The organism is Mycobacterium sp. NGS33 (genome assembly GCF_059812885.1).
The window spans coordinates 1-15,489 of sequence record NZ_JCALDN010000016.1; the positions used below are offsets into that span (position 1 = coordinate 1).

At 70.3% G+C, this 15,489-nt stretch carries 17 protein-coding genes; 6 read left to right on the plus strand and 11 right to left on the minus strand.

The features are described from left to right. From AC5Y5B_RS20085 to AC5Y5B_RS20095, 3 genes are all read left to right on the plus strand, one after another. Positions 1 to 125, plus strand: a 125-nt coding sequence (locus tag AC5Y5B_RS20085) for a hypothetical protein (protein ID WP_500006219.1), incomplete at its 5' end; no start/stop codon positions are given. Positions 126 to 136: 11 nt separating this feature from the next. Beyond that, on the plus strand, positions 137 to 1,069 hold the full coding sequence (gene rlmB, locus AC5Y5B_RS20090) for a 23S rRNA (guanosine(2251)-2'-O)-methyltransferase RlmB (protein ID WP_112632136.1): 933 nt from the start codon (positions 137 to 139) through the stop codon (positions 1,067 to 1,069). 5 nt (positions 1,070 to 1,074) lie between these two features. Continuing rightward, positions 1,075 to 2,064 (plus strand): glycerophosphodiester phosphodiesterase, encoded by a 990-nt coding sequence (locus AC5Y5B_RS20095; protein WP_430918149.1) that lies wholly within the window; start codon positions 1,075 to 1,077, stop codon positions 2,062 to 2,064. 23 nt (positions 2,065 to 2,087) lie between these two features. Here the strand turns inward: AC5Y5B_RS20095 and AC5Y5B_RS20100 are convergent, their stop codons facing one another. From AC5Y5B_RS20100 to AC5Y5B_RS20130, 7 genes are read right to left on the minus strand one after another with little or no spacing between them, the layout of a single operon-like run. Continuing rightward, positions 2,088 to 3,329, minus strand: coding sequence for an SLC13 family permease (locus AC5Y5B_RS20100; RefSeq protein WP_112632138.1), 1,242 nt, complete (start codon positions 3,327 to 3,329; stop codon positions 2,088 to 2,090). Positions 3,330 to 3,342: 13 nt separating this feature from the next. Next, positions 3,343 to 4,260 (minus strand): MBL fold metallo-hydrolase, encoded by a 918-nt coding sequence (locus AC5Y5B_RS20105; protein WP_112632139.1) that lies wholly within the window; start codon positions 4,258 to 4,260, stop codon positions 3,343 to 3,345. Next, entirely contained in the window at positions 4,260 to 5,018 is a 759-nt protein-coding gene (locus tag AC5Y5B_RS20110) for a LamB/YcsF family protein (RefSeq protein WP_112632140.1), read from the minus strand. The genes AC5Y5B_RS20105 and AC5Y5B_RS20110 overlap by 1 nt, the downstream gene beginning before the upstream one ends. Before the next feature lie 57 nt (positions 5,019 to 5,075). After that, entirely contained in the window at positions 5,076 to 5,786 is a 711-nt protein-coding gene (locus tag AC5Y5B_RS20115; protein WP_112632141.1) for a sensor domain-containing protein, read from the minus strand. Between the two features lie 36 nt (positions 5,787 to 5,822). Then, positions 5,823 to 6,680, minus strand: a complete 858-nt coding sequence (locus AC5Y5B_RS20120; RefSeq protein ID WP_112632142.1) for a metal ABC transporter permease — start codon at positions 6,678 to 6,680, stop codon at positions 5,823 to 5,825. Continuing rightward, the gene (locus AC5Y5B_RS20125; RefSeq protein ID WP_500006195.1) at positions 6,680 to 7,501 is read right to left on the minus strand and encodes a metal ABC transporter ATP-binding protein; all 822 of its coding nucleotides are present in this window, start codon (positions 7,499 to 7,501) and stop codon (positions 6,680 to 6,682) included. The genes AC5Y5B_RS20120 and AC5Y5B_RS20125 overlap by 1 nt, the downstream gene beginning before the upstream one ends. After that, positions 7,498 to 8,436 carry a metal ABC transporter solute-binding protein, Zn/Mn family gene (locus AC5Y5B_RS20130; RefSeq protein WP_112632144.1) on the minus strand — a complete coding sequence of 313 codons (939 nt, stop codon included), beginning with the start codon at positions 8,434 to 8,436 and terminating at the stop codon, positions 7,498 to 7,500. The genes AC5Y5B_RS20125 and AC5Y5B_RS20130 overlap by 4 nt, the downstream gene beginning before the upstream one ends. Before the next feature lie 128 nt (positions 8,437 to 8,564). On the opposite strand from AC5Y5B_RS20130, the gene AC5Y5B_RS20135 reads away from it, so the two are divergent. Further along, on the plus strand, positions 8,565 to 9,653 hold the full coding sequence (locus tag AC5Y5B_RS20135; RefSeq protein WP_112632145.1) for an Rv3575c family transcriptional regulator: 1,089 nt from the start codon (positions 8,565 to 8,567) through the stop codon (positions 9,651 to 9,653). A 6-nt stretch (positions 9,654 to 9,659) separates the two neighbouring features. Here the strand turns inward: AC5Y5B_RS20135 and kstR are convergent, their stop codons facing one another. Beyond that, on the minus strand, positions 9,660 to 10,259 hold the full coding sequence (kstR, locus tag AC5Y5B_RS20140) for a cholesterol catabolism transcriptional regulator KstR (RefSeq protein ID WP_112632241.1): 600 nt from the start codon (positions 10,257 to 10,259) through the stop codon (positions 9,660 to 9,662). Positions 10,260 to 10,600: 341 nt separating this feature from the next. Between kstR and AC5Y5B_RS20145 the strand changes: the two genes are divergently transcribed. Beyond that, the gene (locus AC5Y5B_RS20145) at positions 10,601 to 12,724 is read left to right on the plus strand and encodes an acyl-CoA dehydrogenase family protein (RefSeq protein ID WP_112632146.1); all 2,124 of its coding nucleotides are present in this window, start codon (positions 10,601 to 10,603) and stop codon (positions 12,722 to 12,724) included. Here the strand turns inward: AC5Y5B_RS20145 and AC5Y5B_RS20150 are convergent. Next, the gene (locus AC5Y5B_RS20150; RefSeq protein WP_276310813.1) at positions 12,721 to 12,852 is read right to left on the minus strand and encodes a hypothetical protein; all 132 of its coding nucleotides are present in this window, start codon (positions 12,850 to 12,852) and stop codon (positions 12,721 to 12,723) included. The genes AC5Y5B_RS20145 and AC5Y5B_RS20150 overlap by 4 nt on opposite strands. Between AC5Y5B_RS20150 and AC5Y5B_RS20155 the strand changes: the two genes are divergently transcribed. Then, positions 12,851 to 13,723: a type IV toxin-antitoxin system AbiEi family antitoxin gene (locus AC5Y5B_RS20155; protein ID WP_165821757.1), complete on the plus strand. Its 873-nt coding sequence runs from the start codon at positions 12,851 to 12,853 to the stop codon at positions 13,721 to 13,723. The genes AC5Y5B_RS20150 and AC5Y5B_RS20155 overlap by 2 nt on opposite strands. A 90-nt stretch (positions 13,724 to 13,813) precedes the next feature. Here AC5Y5B_RS20155 and AC5Y5B_RS20160 read toward each other — a convergent pair whose 3' ends face one another. Beyond that, entirely contained in the window at positions 13,814 to 14,347 is a 534-nt protein-coding gene (locus tag AC5Y5B_RS20160) for a hypothetical protein (protein ID WP_112632147.1), read from the minus strand. 52 nt (positions 14,348 to 14,399) lie between these two features. Then, positions 14,400 to 15,482 (minus strand): ferredoxin--NADP reductase, encoded by a 1,083-nt coding sequence (locus AC5Y5B_RS20165; protein ID WP_112632148.1) that lies wholly within the window; start codon positions 15,480 to 15,482, stop codon positions 14,400 to 14,402. Positions 15,483 to 15,489 lie beyond the last annotated feature (7 nt).

The window sequence follows — 15,489 nt, forward strand, 5'->3', positions numbered from 1 at the left end:
CGCGCGAGGAACGCAACTGGGCGCTGGCCGACGAGATCCGCGACCGGCTCAAGGACGCCGGCATCGAGGTCACCGACACCGCCGACGGGCCGCAGTGGTCGCTGCAGGCCAGTCCCGAGCAGTAGGGGCGGACTAGATGGCCGGCAACTCGCGCCGCCGTGGGGCGATACGCAAAGAGGGCACCAAGAAGGGACCGACCGTGGGCTCGGGGGGCCAGCGCCGCCGCGGCCTGGAAGGTCGTGGCCCCACCCCGCCCGCGCACCTGCGGCCCAATCATCCGGCCGCCAAGCGCGCCAAGGCCCAGAGCCGCCGGCCCGCGCGCGGTAAGACCGACGAATCCGAGACGGTGCTGGGCCGCAACCCGGTGCTGGAGTGCCTGCGGGCCGGGGTGCCGGCCACCGCGCTCTACGTCGCGCTGGGCACCGACGCCGACGAGCGGCTCACCGAATCCGTCACGCGCGCAGCGGATTTGGGCATCTCCATCCTGGAGGTGCCGCGCACCGATCTGGACCGGATGACCAGCAACCACCTGCACCAGGGCATCGCGTTGCAGGTGCCGCCGTACAACTACGCACACCCCGACGATCTGGTCGGCGCCGCGCTCGCCTCGCCGCCGGCGCTGCTGGTCGCGCTGGACAACATCTCCGACCCCCGCAACCTGGGTGCCATCGTCCGTTCGGTGGCCGCGTTCGGCGGCCACGGGGTGCTGATCCCGCAGCGCCGATCGGCCTCGGTGACGGCGGTGGCATGGCGTACCAGCGCCGGGGCCGCGGCCCGCATCCCGGTGGCGCGGGCCACCAATCTGACCAGAACACTGACGGATTGGGCCGGTCGCGGGCTGCGGGTGATCGGGCTGGACGCCGGCGGTGACACCACGCTCGACGACATCGACGGCACCGATCCGCTGGTGGTCGTCGTGGGATCGGAAGGCAAGGGCCTTTCGCGGTTGGTGCGGCAGAACTGCGACGAGGTCGTGTCCATCCCGATGGCGGGGGACACCGAATCGCTGAACGCGTCGGTGGCCGCCGGGGTGGTGCTCGCCGAAATCACCCGCCAGCGCAGGGGTTGACATCGGTGCCCGACCGGCCCGCGCGGCTCCGTGCGGCGCTGGCGGTGCTGCTGGTCGTCGTCGCGTTGCCGTTCGGCGTCGCCCGCGCCGCCGCACCGGAATTCGATCTTCAGGCCCATCGTGGCGGCCGCGGCGAGACCACCGAGGAATCCCTGCGCGCGTTCGCCAAGGCGCTCGAATTGGGCGTCAGCACATTGGAACTCGACATCGTGCTCACCGAGGACGGGCAACCGCTGGTGTGGCACGACCCGACGATCCTGGCCGAGAAGTGCGCCGACACCGCGCCCGCGTTCGCCGGGGACCCGCAGTATCCGTACGTCGGCAAGCTCGTGCACGAACTCACGCTGGCCCAGGTCGACACCCTGGATTGCGGCCGCCCGCTCGCTGACTATCCCCGGGCCGAAGTGGTGCGGGGCAACAAGATAGCGACGCTGCCGCAGGTTTTTGCGCTCGCCGACTCGTACGGCGCCGGCGCGGTGCGCTACAACATCGAAACCAAGGTGGAGGCCGACCGCCCCGGCGCGTCCGCCGATCCGCAGCAGGCCGTCGACGCGGTACTGGCCGCCGTCAGGTCGGCGGGCAAGGCCGACCGGGTGGAGATTCAGAGCTTCGACTGGCGCACCCTGCCGCTGGTGCGGCGCGCCGAGCCGTCAATTCCGTTGGTGGCCTTGTACGACGAGCACACCTGGGCGCCGGCCTCGCCGTGGCTGGGCGGGGTGAACCCCGCGTTCGTCGGCGACCCGTTGATCGGCGCGCGGATGGTGGGCGCGGACATCGTTGCGCCCGACTATCGGCTGGTCACCGGCCGGTCGTTCGTCGACCGTGCGCATGCGTTGGGGCTCAAGGTGATTCCGTGGACGGTCGACGATGCCGTGGAGATGCGCCGGCAGATCGGTTACGGCGTCGACGGCATCATCACCGACTACCCGACGTCGTTGCGCGGTGTGCTCGCCGAACTGTCGATACCGTTGCCGCCGGCCTACCGGCGGGGCTAGTGCCCGTGCGGCCCGCCCAAGCCCTAGAGGCCCAGCAGCCGCGCCGAGGCCCACAGCGCGAGCACCGCCACCGCCAGCGACGCGGGCACCGTGCACACGCCCAGGCGGGTGTATTCGGCGACGCCGGCATCGACGTCGTGCTGGCGTAACACGCGCCGCCACAACAGGTTTGACAGCGACCCGACGTAGGTCAGGTTGGGCCCGATGTTGACCCCGATGAGCACCGCCAGCACGGCCACCGGCCCGCTCGGCGCGACCAGCGGCAGCAGCACGAGCGTGGCGGGCAGGTTGTTGACGACGTTGGCCAGCACGGCGGCTATCGCGGCGACGGCCAGCAGCGCGGGCAGGCTCGAACCCGACGGCAGCACCGCCGACATCGCCCGGTCCATCCCGTTGAGCATGACCGCCTGCACCACGACGCCCAGCGCCAGCACGAACACCAGGAACGAGACGTTGACCGAGCGCACGATGTCGGATACCGACGTGTGCCGATGGCGCAGGCTGCGCACCGCCAGCACCGCGGCGCCGCACAACGCCACCCAGGCCGGGGCCAGGCCCACGGACTGCGCGACCGCGAAGCCGGCGAGCGTCAGCGCCACGACCACCAGCACGAACACCGGCGGGCGCGTCGGCGCGCCCAGCTGCTCCGGGTCGGGCTGCACCCGCAGGTCCTTGGCGAAAAACCACCGGAAGATCACGTAGAGGACGGCGATGGCCCCCGCCCACGGCGCGGCCATCGCGAGGGTGAACTTCGTGAACGAGATGTTCGCGGTATGGAAGGCCAGCAGGTTGGTCAGGTTCGACACCGGCAGCAACAGCGATGCGCCGTTGGCCAGGTGGGCGGTGGCGTAGGCATAGGGCCGCACCCGGGTGCGCTGCCGGCGGACGGCGGCCAGCACCACCGGCGTCAGCAGCACCACGGCGGCGTCCAGGCTCAGCACCGCGGTGATGAGCGAGGCGATGACGAACACCCGCCGCAGCAGCCCGCCCGACCCGACCCGGCCCCGGGTGATCGCCGCGCCCGCGGCCTCGAACAGGCCCTCGTCGTCGCACAGCTTGGCCAACACCAGCACCGCGCCCAGGAACGCGACCACCCCGGACAGATCGGCGATCTGTTTGGCCGCCTGGTGCACCGAGATCGCGCCGACGGCGATCAGGATCAGGGCGGCCGGGACGGCGGCCAGCGCCTCGGGCCAACCCCCGGGGCGCGCGACGGCGAACGCGAGGACAACGGCAAGCAGCAACAGCGCAAGCGTCAGGGCCAATGTCTGAACCGCTCTACTTCCACGGGTTTTCGCGCCGCCACACCGTGGGCAGGTGCACCGAGACCCCATCCTGCGCCGCCAGCTCGTCGAGGATGCGCACGGAGACGTCCAGGTCGTCGCCGGCATAGGGCAAGGCCCGCAACGGCTTTGTCAGCGGGCGGAAGAAGTCGTCCCAGTGGATCAGGATCACCCGGCGCGCCCCCACCGCGCGCACGGTCTCGGTCCAGTAGTCGACCAGGTAGGACCGCGGCCGCAGGCCGAGCTGCCCGACGGACAGGTACACCGCGTCGGCGCGGTGGCCGGCCAGGGCGCCCGTGACGAAGCCGGCGCTGCCCTGGATCAGCAGCCGCCGGTCCGTCGGCCGATGGTGCACCAGCGTCGACCACGACTCCCCGCAGCGGTACGCCGACGCCCGCGCCGGCGGGGTCACCGGTTCGTCGATGACGCCGGGAAACCGGTCGGGCGGGCAGTGGTGCGATTCGATCAGGGTGACGTCGTAGGCGCCGAGCCGGATCGGTTCGCCGCCCACCGCGACGACGATCCGGTTCTCCGGCAGGCCGTATCCCCGCCCGACGTTCGCCGCGGACTGCCCGCCCACCAGCTGCGCGCCGGTGCGGTCGGCGACGAGTGCGGAATCCAGCACGTGGTCGAAGTGGGTGTGCACCGGGATGACCGCCGCCAGGCGCGAGACCTTGGCCCGCGCAAGGCATCCGTCGACGCGCGCGGGCGAGGGAGCCACCTTGCCGGCCGCGATCGCGGCCAGCCCGGGCCGGGAGAAGTAGCCGTCGGTCATCAAGGCCGACGAACCGTCGTCGATCAGCAGAGTCGCCACGCCGATCCAGGTCACCGAGAGCCCGTCGGGTTCGGCGGCGGGGGCGTCGAACCGGTCCGCGTACCGCGCGATGTCGGGACGCCCGAGTTTCAACCGCATCAGCAGAACGCCCGGATCTCGACGCCTGCCGTGGCGAGGCGATCGCGGACGGCGGCGGCGATCTGCACCGCTCCCGGCGAATCGCCGTGCACGCACACCGATTCCACGTTCAGCGTGAGTTGGGTGCCGTCGATCGCGGTGACCTGACCCGTATCGACCATGGTCGCTACCCGGTCGGCGATCACCGCCGGGTCCGCCAGCACCGCGCCCTGCTCCCGGCGCGACACCAGCCGGCCGTCGGGCCGGTAGGCCCGGTCGGCGAAAGCCTCTGCGACGGTGCGTAATCCGCCCCGGGCGGCTTCGTCGAAGAACGCCGATCCCGTCATGCCCAACACCGGCAACCCCGCGTCCACCAGGCGCACCGCCTCGGCTACGGCCGCGGCCTGTTCGACGTGGGTCACGATCGTGTTGTACAGCGCGCCATGCGGTTTGACGTAAGACACCGTGGAGCCGGCCGCGTGCGCGATCGCCCGCAGCGCGCCGATCTGATACACCACGTCGGCGGTCAGGTCCTCGGGGGCGACGTCGATGAACCGCCTGCCGAACCCGGCCAGGTCGCGATAGCTCACCTGCGCCCCGATGCGAACCCCACGCCGCGCGGCCGACCGGCACACCCGCAGCAGGCCCGCCGGGTCACCGGCATGGAAGCCGCACGCGACGTTGGCGCTGGTGACGACGCCGAGCATGGCGTCGTCGTCCCCCAGGCGCCAGACACCGAAGCCCTCGCCCAGGTCGGCGTTGAGGTCGATAGCGGCCACCCGCTCAGCTTATGGGGGCGACCCGCGCCGGCGCAGGCGAGGAGGCGCGGCGCCCGGCTACTGCCTGGTGACCTTGGCCGCGATCTGCTCGGCGAGGTCGACGGCGGACCCACCGGGCAGGAAGGAGCCGCAGGTGGCGACGTCGATGACGACGTTGTTGCGTGCGGTCAGCGCCCGCTGGCACGTCCAGCCGTCGCTGCTGTCCTGAACTTCGGAGGTGCTCAGCATGCCCGCGATCTTGTGGACCTCGCCAACCGTCCACCCGATTTCGGGCTTGCCGCTGGGATGTTCGGAGAACTTGCGGTTGGCGCAGGCGGACCACCGACGCACCGAGGCGTCGTAGAAGGCGTTGGCCTTGCGCGCCGACGGGTAGGCGATCACGGCCTGGATGGCGGAGTCGTTGCGGACCGCCGGGTCATCGAAGCTGTCGTCGAGGCGCTGGCCACGCACCGCGATCCAGCCGGTGTCCGCGTAGACGGCTTCCTGGGCCGGGCCGTCCATCGCCAGGCAGCTCTTGTCGCTGAAAGTCGAGCTCCAGTCCCACATCGCCTGCACGCCGTAGCGCAGTCGCATCCCGGAGGTGAGCAAGGAGTTGATCTGGTCCACGTCGAGCAGCAGCCCGTCCAGGGCCGCGGCGGCCACCGGGGTCTGGGGCAGGGGACCGGAGGTGTCCGCGGGCGACGCGCTGCCGCCGACGACGGTGGTGCAGCCGGTCACCAGGACGGACGCCGCCGCCTGCACCAGAAACGCGATTCGCCCGCGCACCACTGCCTCCCGGACGTGGGGCCTATGTGTGGGCCCAGCTTAGGCGGCGGATCGCCGGCGCCCGATCAGCCAGCACGCCAGATAGATCAGGAACGAGATGCTCGCAACGAAGACCGACACCGGCACGCCGGGCGCCAGCGACAGCACCAGACCCCCGACCGCGGACACCTCGGCGAACACCACCGAGGTCACCATCGCCGCCGCCGGCGAGGCGACCACCCGGGCCGCCGCGGCCGCCGGTGTGATCAACAACGACATCACCAGCAGCGCACCGACGATCTGCACCGCCTGGGCCGCGACCACCCCGACCAGGGCGGCGAACACGATGCCCAGCCCGTAGACCGGCACCCCGCGGGCGGCGGCGACGTCGGGATCGACCGTGGCGAACAGCAGCGGGCGGTAACACGTCGCCAGCACGGCGATGACGAGCACGCAGACCAGCGCCAGCATCGTCAGGCCCGTGTAGCCCACCCCGACGATCTGGCCGGTCAGCAGGGCGAAACTGGTCGACGTGCGGCCCGGGTAGAGGTGAATGAACAACACCGCCAGCCCCAGCCCGAACGCCAGCACCACGCCGATCACCGAATCGCGTTCCCGGTCGCGCCGCCCGAGCACGCCGAACAGCGCCGCGGCCAGGGCGCTGCCGATCAGCGCGCCGATGCCCACGCCGAACCCGACCAGCAGCGCGAAAGCGGCTCCGGTCAGCGACAATTCGCTGGAACCGTGCACGGCGAACGACATCTGCCGCATCACGATGAACGGGCCGATCAGCCCGGCCACCAGTCCCAGCAGGGCGGCCGCCACCAGCGCCTGCTGCACGAAGTCGTGGGCGAGGAGGTGTGCGGTGACGTCGAACGAGAACAGGTGGTCCAGAAGGCCGGCGAGCCGATGCTCCATCAGCCGTGCCCGTCGTCGCGAGCGCCGGCCACCACGTAGCCGTCCTTGACCTTCACCACCTGGATGTCGGATTGGTACAGCGCCGAGAGGGTTTGGCTGGTCATCACCTGCTCGACGGTGCCGATCTCGAACCGCCCGTCGACCAGATACAGCAGCCGGTCCACGTACGGCAGGATCGGGTTGATCTCGTGGGTGACGACGATGACCGTGGTCGCGGCGTCCTGGCGGCGCCGCTCGATCAGCGCCGATACCAGCCTGGCGTTCGCCGGGTCCAGCGTCAGCAGCGGTTCGTCGCACAACAACAGCAGCGGGTCGCTGACCAACGCCTGCGCGATGCGCACCCGCTGCAACTCGCCGCCCGACATCATCCCGACCCGGACGTCCGCCAGGTGTTCGCCGTTGACCTGGCGCAGCGCCTGCCGCACGGCCGCGCGCCGGCGGGCCCGGTCCGCGGACCGCAGCGGGAGGGCGCCCCAGCGGCGCCCGTCGATGCCCAGCCGAACCAAATCGCGTCCGCGCAGCATCACGTCGGCGTCCATCGGATGGTGTTGGGGCACATAGCCGATGCGTCCGCTGCCCGAGGTGACCGGCTTGCCGTCCACCAGCCCGACGCCGGCGCTCAGTGCCAGCCGCCCGAGCAGCACCTTGAGCAGCGAGGTCTTGCCGCTGCCGTTCGGGCCCAGCACCGCGATGAACTCGCCGCGCGACACCGACAGGTCCAGGTGGTCCCACAGCACGCGGTCGCCGAAGGACAGCCGCGCTCCGCGCAGCGTGACGGTTTCCGCGGGGTTCTCGATGGCCGCGACGGGCTCGAGGCTCACGACGGTACGGGCCGGCTCGACCGCAGCGCGGCCTGCAGCTGATTGACCGTATTACGTTGCCAGGCAAGGTATTCCGTGCCGTCGGTCAGTGTTTCGGACACGTCGGTGACCGGGACGCCGGCCCGCCGTGCGGCGTCGCGCAGCCCGTTGATCGCGGTGGTGGAGGTCTGCGGGTTGACCAGCACCACCGACACCTGACGGCGGTTGACCAGGTCGAGGACCACCGCCATGTCGGCCGGCGCTGGATCGGTCTCGTTCTCGATGGCCGCCTCGAACGCGGGCGGGGTCCGGTTCACCAGACCCGTCGCCTTCATCAGATAGAACGCGACCGGTTCGGTCGCGACCACCGAGGTGTTGGGGTAGGTGGTCGCGATCGCGTGTTCGGCGCCGGCGATCGAGTCGGCGTCGCGGCCGAACGCGGCGGCGTTGGCCCGGTATTCGCCGGCGTTGCCCGCGTCGATCGCCGCGAGGCGCTCGGCGATGGTGCTCGCCACCGATTTGGCGACGCCCAGGTCGTAGAAGACGTGCTCGTTGCGCGGTCCTGCGTCGTCGCTCAGAAACGAGTAGGCATTGACCGGCTTGGCGTCGGGGTGCCGCGCCAGCACGTTGTCGACCCAGCCGTCGTAACCGCCGCCGTTGAAGACCACCAGCGGCGCGTCGGCGATCGCGGCGGCGTCGGCGGGACTGACCTCATAGGAGTGCGGGTCGATGTCCGCCCCGCTGAGAATGGATTTGACGGCGACACGGCGGCCGGTGACGGCGCGCACCACGCTGCCCCACACGTCGGTGGAGGCGACGACGGACATCGGGCGCGAATGCGCCGCTGTACCGCAGCCGGCGAGCACCGCGCCGCCGGCCAACGCCAGGGCGGCCGCCAGCCATCGCGTCGCGTCGGCGGTTCTGGCCGTAGCCGTTCGTTGCCGCGTCGGTGCCATGCGCACGTCCGATTTCCTCCCGCCGGCCAGTCAGCCGATCCACAATACTAATGAAAACCGTTTCCATTACAAAGCCGCAAGCTGAAGCGCGTACGCGCGGGCCCCGATCCGCTGTAGCCTCACCGAACGTGAGTCCCACACCACGCCGGCGTGCGACTCTGGCGTCGTTGGCCGACGAGCTCAACGTTTCGCGCACGACGATCTCGAACGCCTTCAACCGGCCCGATCAGCTCTCCCCGGACCTGCGTGAGCGCGTGCTGGCGACGGCCAAGCGGCTGGGCTACGCCGGCCCCGATCCGGTGGCGCGATCGTTGCGGACCCGCAAGGCCGGCGCGGTCGGTCTGGTGATGGCCGAACCGCTGCCGTATTTCTTCAGCGACCCGGCCGCACGCGACTTCGTCACCGGGGTGGCGCAGTCCTGCGAAGCGCTGGGCCAGGGCCTGCTGCTGGTGGCCGTCGGACCCAGCCGCAGCCTCAAAGACGGCACGGCCGCGGTGCTTTCGGCCGGCGTGGACGGCTTCGTGGTCTATTCGGTGTGCGACGAAGATCCCTACCTGCAGGTGGTGTTGCAGCGCCGGCTGCCGATCGTGGTGGTCGACCAGCCCAAGGGGCTGGCCGGGGTCTCGCGGGTGGGTATCGACGACCGCGCGGCGATGCGCGGGCTCGCCGACTACGTGCTGGGCCTGGGGCATCGCGAGATCGGGCTGCTGACCATGCGGTTGGGCCGGGACCGGCGCCAGGGCCTGGTGGATCCCGACCGGCTGCGCTCACCCGCGTTCGACGTGCAGCGGGAGCGGATCATGGGCGTGTGGGAGGCGATGACGGCCGCCGGCGTGGAGCCCGATTCATTGACCGTGGTGGAGAGCTACGAGCACCTGCCCGAATCGGGCGGCGCGGCCGCCCAGGCGGCGCTGGAGGCCAATCCGCGGATCACCGCGCTGATGTGCACCGCGGACATCCTGGCCCTGTCGGCCATGGATTACCTGCGCGCACACGGCATTTACGTGCCGGGGCAGATGACCGTCACCGGATTCGATGGGGTGCCCGAGGCGATCAACCGCGGGCTGACCACGGTGTCGCAGTCCAGCCTGCAGAAGGGCCGCAGGGCCGGGGAGCTGTTGTTGCAGCCGCCACGCACGGGCACGCCGGGCCTGCCCGTCGTCGAATTGTTGGACACCGAACTCATCCGGGGCCGCACCGCGGGCCCGCCGGCGTGAGCCGGCCTACTTGGAGTCCTGGTCGCCGATCAGCAACCGCACGGCCAGGTCCAGCCGCTTGCTGACGTCGGTCGCCGAGGCGCGCCGGGTGAGCCACGCCAGCAGGTTCGACAGCCACACGTCCGAGATCACCCGGGCGATGTGGTACTGGTCCTCGGTCGGTTCGCCATCGGCCATCGCGCGCGCGAACATCGAATCGATGAGCTTCTCGACCTGGTCGACCTCGCTGGCCGCCGAGGCGTCGGCGAACACGTAGGCGCGGGCCATCGCCTCGGTGAGCAGGGGGTTGCGCTGCATCGCGCGGTTGAGCTTGGCCACCATGAAGTTGAGCCGCTGGAAGGGTGTGCCGCCGGTGATCGCCGAGCGGTCCGTCTTGGCGTCGATGCGGCTGAACTCGCGGCCCAGCGCCGACACCAGCAGGTGCACCTTCGACGGGAAATACCGGTACAGCGTCCCCACCGCGACGTCGGCGCGATCGGCCACCGCGCGCATCTGAACCGCCTCGTAGCCGCCCTTGGAGGCGATGGCCATGGTGGCATCGAGGATGCGCTTGCGGCGTTCGCGCTGCGCCTCCGACCCCAGTTCGGACTCCGCCAGTACCGCCACGTTCATGACCTCGCGCGGCTGCGCGTCAGACACGCGGCTCGGATTTGCGTCGGCTGGCATGTGACGGTTTGCTCCTGTTCCCGGCGGTTCGTTTGCAAACGATACGCATTCTGCGTGTGAATTTCCCACCTCCGTACCGCCGCGGACAAGCGCATGTGCTGCTGCAATGGCGTCGACTTGACGGTCGATCACTGGCACTATTAGAACACGTTCTAGTCTCGAAGAGAGCGGTTGCGTGCCAACACGTGCTTCAGACATACCCGCTTGGCGGGCAGATCGCACAATCAGGACAGGGGTTCCGCCCCTTGTCACGTCGAGCCGAGGACGCGGAGGTCTCTCACGTGGTAGTGACCGTCACCGACGAGCAGTTCGCCGCGCGGGCCCTGGTGCGCGACTGGGCCCGCAATTCGACGTCGGGGCCGGGCGGCACCGCGGCGATCCGCGACGTGGAGCAGGGCAAGTCCGACGCCTGGCGGCCCGTGTTCACCCGGCTGGCCGAGCTGGGCATCTTCGGCATCGCGATCCCGGAGGAATTCGGCGGGGCGGACGGCAGCATCGAAGACCTGTGCGCGATCATCGAGGAAGCGGCGAAGGCGCTGATTCCCGGGCCGGTCGCCACGACCGCGCTGGCCACGCTGGTCGTCTCTGATCCCGAGTTGTTGGGGGCCCTCGCCTCGGGTGAGCGCTTCGCCGGGCTGGCGCTGGAAGGCGACATCGAGTTCGACGCCGCGACGTCGAAGGTCTCGGGCACGCTGCCGTTCGCGCTGGGCGTCGCCGACGGCGCCGTGCTGTTGGCGCCGGCCGACGGCAAGTGGCTGCTGATCGACACCGGCAGCGAGGGCGTGCAGCTCGAAGGCCTGCGGGCCACCGACTTCTCCCAACCGTTGGCGCGCGTAACGCTGGACTCGGCGCCTGCCACGGTGGTGGCGGACCAGCGTGAGCGCGTCGAGGACCTGGCCGCGACGGTGCTGGCGGCCGAGGCGGCCGGCATCACCCGGTGGTCCCTGGAGACCGCCGTCGACTACGCCAAGGTCCGCGAGCAGTTCGGCAAGCCGATCGGCAGCTTCCAGGCCATCAAGCACATCTGCGCCGAGATGCTGTGCCGCGCCGAGCAGGCCGAGGTGGCCGCCGCCGATGCCGCGCGCGCGGCCGCCGAGGGCGACGCATCCCAGTTCTCCCTCGCCGCGGCCCTGGCGGCCAGCACCGGCATCGCGGCCGTGAAGGCCAGCGTCAAGGACTGCATCCAGGTCCTCGGCGGCATCGGCTGCACCTGGGAGCACGACGCGCATCTGTACCTGCGCCGGGCGCACGCCATCGGGCGCTTCCTGGGCGGGGCCGAGGCCTGGCTGCGGCGCATCACCGCGCTGACGCAGTCGGGCGTGCGGCGCCGCCTGGGGATCGACCTCACCGACGTCGAGGACCAGCGGGCGGAGATCGCCGCCGCCGTCGCCCAGATCGCCGAACTGCCCGAGGAGAAGCGGCAGGCGGCGCTGGCCGAGGCGGGTCTGCAGGCGCCGCACTGGCCGCCGCCGTATGGGCGCGGCGCGGGCCCGGCCGAGCAGCTGTTGATCGATCAGGAGCTGGCCGCCGCCGGTGTGGTCCGGCCCGACCTCGTGATCGGCTGGTGGGCGGCGCCGACCATCCTCGAGCACGGCACCCCGGACCAGATCGAGCGCTTCGTGCCGGGCACCACGCGCGGCGAATTCCTTTGGTGCCAGCTGTTTTCCGAGCCCGGCGCCGGGTCGGACCTGGCCTCGCTGCGCACCAAGGCGGTCCGGACCGAGGGCGGCTGGAACCTGACCGGGCAGAAGGTGTGGACGTCGGCGGCACACAAGGCCAAGTGGGGCGTGTGCCTGGCCCGCACCGACCCCGACGCGCCGAAACACAAAGGCATCACCTACTTCCTGGTGGAGATGAGCTCGCCGGGCATCGAGATCCGCCCGCTGCGCGAGATCACCGGCGATTCCTTGTTCAACGAGGTGTTCCTGGACAACGTGTTCGTCCCCGACGAGCTGGTGGTCGGCGAGGTGAACGACGGTTGGCGGCTGGCCCGCACCACGCTGGCCAACGAGCGCGTCGCGATGGCCAACGGAACGGCGCTGGGCAACCCGATGGAGGAACTGCTCGAGCTGCTGGGTGGGCTCGACCTCGACGCCGCGCAGCAAGACCGGTTGGGGCGGTTGATCATCGCCGCGCAGACCGGCGCGCTGCTGGACCAGCGGATCGCCCAGCTGGCCGTGGGTGGCCAGGACCCCGGTGCGCAGTCCAGCGTGCGCAAGCTCATCGGTGTCCGCTACCGCCAGGCCCTGGCCGAGTTCACCATGGACGTGTCCGCGGGCGGTGGCCTGGTGCACAACCAGGCGGTGTTCGACTTCCTCAACACCCGCTGCCTGACCATCGCCGGCGGCACCGAGCAGATCCTGCTCACCGTCGCCGCGGAGCGACTCCTGGGGCTGCCCCGCTAGCGGTCAACCGCTTCGCTGAGCCGGTCCCGTTCGCCGAGCCTGTCATTGAGCAGCCCGGCACCCGCATTTTCGCTGCGGATTTCCAGGCTCGGCGCGATGTCGGTGCCTGGTGCCACGATGCGGTCCATGTCAGGGATGTTTCTCGGCAGCGAAGCGATCGCGCGGGGAGTCGTGACGCGGCATGAACTACAGCGCTGGTATCGGCCTGTCTTTCCGGGGGTGTATGCCCAGAAGCGACAACAACTTTCGCTGCGGGACCGGACTGAAGGTGCCTGGTTGTGGTCGCGGCGTCGGGCGATCGTGGCGGGAGCCGCGGCGTCGGCGTTGCATGGTGCACAGTGGGTTGACGCCGATATCCCCGTCGAGCTGGTTTGGTCGAACACGCGGCCACCGCGCGGGATCGTCGCGCGTGAGCAGCTACTCGCCGACGACGAAGTCACCCGCATCGCGGGGTTGCCGGTCACCAGTCCCGCCCGGACGGCCTACGACCTGGGCCGGTATCTGCCGCGCGGGCGGGCGGTCGCGCGCCTCGACGCGTTGATGCGGGCGACCCCGTTTTCGGCGGAGGATGTGCTGCTGATTGCGAAGCGATACCCGGGCGCCCGCGGGATACGACGCCTGCTGTCGGTCTTGCCCCTGGTGGACGGCGGTGCCGCATCACCGAAAGAGACGTGGCTGCGGTTGCTGTTCATCAATGCGGGGCTGCCCGTCCCGGCCACGCAGATACCGGTGGTCGACGGCTATCGGTATCTGGCGATGCTCGATATGGGCTGGCCGGAGCTCGGCGTGGCTGCGGAGTATGACGGCGACCAACACCGCACCGATCGGCGTCAGCACGTCAAGGACCAGTGGCGACTCCGAAAGCTCGCCGAATTGGGCTGGGTCATCATTCGCGTGATCGCTGAGGACGACCCGGGCGATGTCATCGAGCGTGCCAGGCGGGCGCTGCTGGCCAGAGGTTGGCGCCCGCACGGGAAGGCAGTCCGGCGGGCGGGGTGACCGCCAGTCGGGACGCGTCGCCCAACCTGTAATTTCGCAGGCCGTCACTCGCAGTTTCTCTGCGCATTTGCAGGCTCGGCGCGGCCCGGGTCAGGAGAAGGTGGTCTGCGCGCAGGTGCTCGGGGAGGTGATGTTGACCCCGGAGTAGACCACCTGAATGTGGGTGCACGCGATGACGTTGTTGTCGGTCTTGGGCTGACCCGTCTGCCAATCGGTCGAGTCGATGCGCCCGTTCGTCTGGTACTTCTCCGGGGGGCCCTCGCCCATGTAGATGGTGGTGATCTCGTCGGAACCCATCGACTTCATCACCCGCTCGTACTGGCCGTTGGCGTGCGCGTCGAGGTAAGCCAACCGGTTCGAGGACCGGATCTCGGTGGTCTGCCGGGCCCACAGGCCGGGCGGGAAGCCGGTCACCCCGTCGGGCGTCAGCATGTCCGCCCCGGCGGTGAAGTCGCAGTGACCGTCGGCCTTGAAGCAATTGAGGACGGCCCGCGTCTCCAGCTGGTTGGGCCCGTCCAGCGGGAACAGGGTAGTGGCGGTGTTGCTCGCCGCCGCGCACACCCCGGCGGGCGCGAGCATCGGCAGCACTGCGACGACTGCGAATCCCGATACCAGCCGCATCATCGATGCTCCCTTTCCCGGTTTGCTGACCCCAAGGCTGAACTTAACCCCGCGACTACTCGTCGTAGGTGACTTCTACCGAATCAGATTCCGGGTGAGATTGACAGGCCAGAATCAGGCCCTCGTCCAGATCCTGCTGCTCGAGCACGTCGTTGACCTCCATGCTCACGTTGCCGCCTTTCAAGGTGCACGCGCACGCACCGCAGTGACCCTCGCGGCAGGAGAAGGGCGCGTCGAGGCCCTTGGCCAGCAGGACGTCGAGCAGCTTGGCGTTGCGCGGCCACGACACGGTGTGCGTCTCGCCGTCCAGCTCCACCACCGCGGTCGCCGGCGGCTCGTCACCTTCGGCGGTGTCCTCGATCTTCACCGCCGCGAACGGGTCGGAGTCCAGCGACTTGAACACCTCGATATGTATCTGTGCCGCAGGCACTTTCAGCGTTTCCAGGGCCTGTCTCGCCGAATCCATGAAGGCGCCCGGGCCGCAGATGTACACGGGCCGATCCGTGTAGGGGGCGGCCAGCTTGGCCAGCGCGGCCACGCTGGGCAGGCCCTGCAGCGATTCCAGCCAGTGCAGCACCGTGAGCCGGTCGGGGTACTTGGCCGACAGCTCGCGCAGCGCGTCGGAGAAGATCACCGACTTCTCGTCACGGTTGGCGTACACCAGCGTCACCTGCCCGCTGCCCTCGGCGAGCGCGGACTTGCAGATCGACATGATCGGGGTGATGCCGCTGCCCGCGGCCATCAGCAGGAAGTCGTCGCCCAGCGTCTTGGGCACGAAGTTGCCCGACGGGGCCAGCACGTGGATCCGCATCCCCTTGTGGGCGTGGTCGCACAGCCAGTTGGACGCGTACCCGTCGGCGGTGCGCTTGACCGTGACCGTGAGCGCGTCGTCGGTGAACGGCGAGCTGCACAGCGAATAGCAGCGGGCGACCGAGCCGGTGCGCTCGCTGGGAACGCGCAGCGTCAAGAACTGGCCCGGCGCGTACCGTAGCCGCTCGGGCGGGATCTCGGGGTCACCCTCGTCGTCCGGTACCGCGAACACCAGCGACCGCGCGTCGTCGGTCTCGGCGACGACCTCGGCGACCTGCAGTTCAAGGACGTGGTCACCGAGTGGCTCGTCGGGAATCGCCTCGGTCAAGGCCCGT

Bases quoted from the DNA above. Each gene is read 5' to 3' on its own strand.
- rlmB (WP_112632136.1), top strand. From the start codon at position 137: ATGGCCGGCAACTCGCGCCGCCGTGGGGCGATACGCAAAGAGGGCACC.
- AC5Y5B_RS20105 (WP_112632139.1), bottom strand. From the start codon at position 4,260: ATGCGGTTGAAACTCGGGCGTCCCGACATCGCGCGGTACGCGGACCGG.
- AC5Y5B_RS20155 (WP_165821757.1), top strand. From the start codon at position 12,851: ATGTCAGGGATGTTTCTCGGCAGCGAAGCGATCGCGCGGGGAGTCGTG.
- AC5Y5B_RS20150 (WP_276310813.1), bottom strand. From the start codon at position 12,852: ATGGACCGCATCGTGGCACCAGGCACCGACATCGCGCCGAGCCTGGAA.
- AC5Y5B_RS20120 (WP_112632142.1), bottom strand. From the start codon at position 6,680: ATGGAGCATCGGCTCGCCGGCCTTCTGGACCACCTGTTCTCGTTCGAC.
- AC5Y5B_RS20130 (WP_112632144.1), bottom strand. From the start codon at position 8,436: ATGGCACCGACGCGGCAACGAACGGCTACGGCCAGAACCGCCGACGCG.
- AC5Y5B_RS20160 (WP_112632147.1), bottom strand. From the start codon at position 14,347: ATGATGCGGCTGGTATCGGGATTCGCAGTCGTCGCAGTGCTGCCGATG.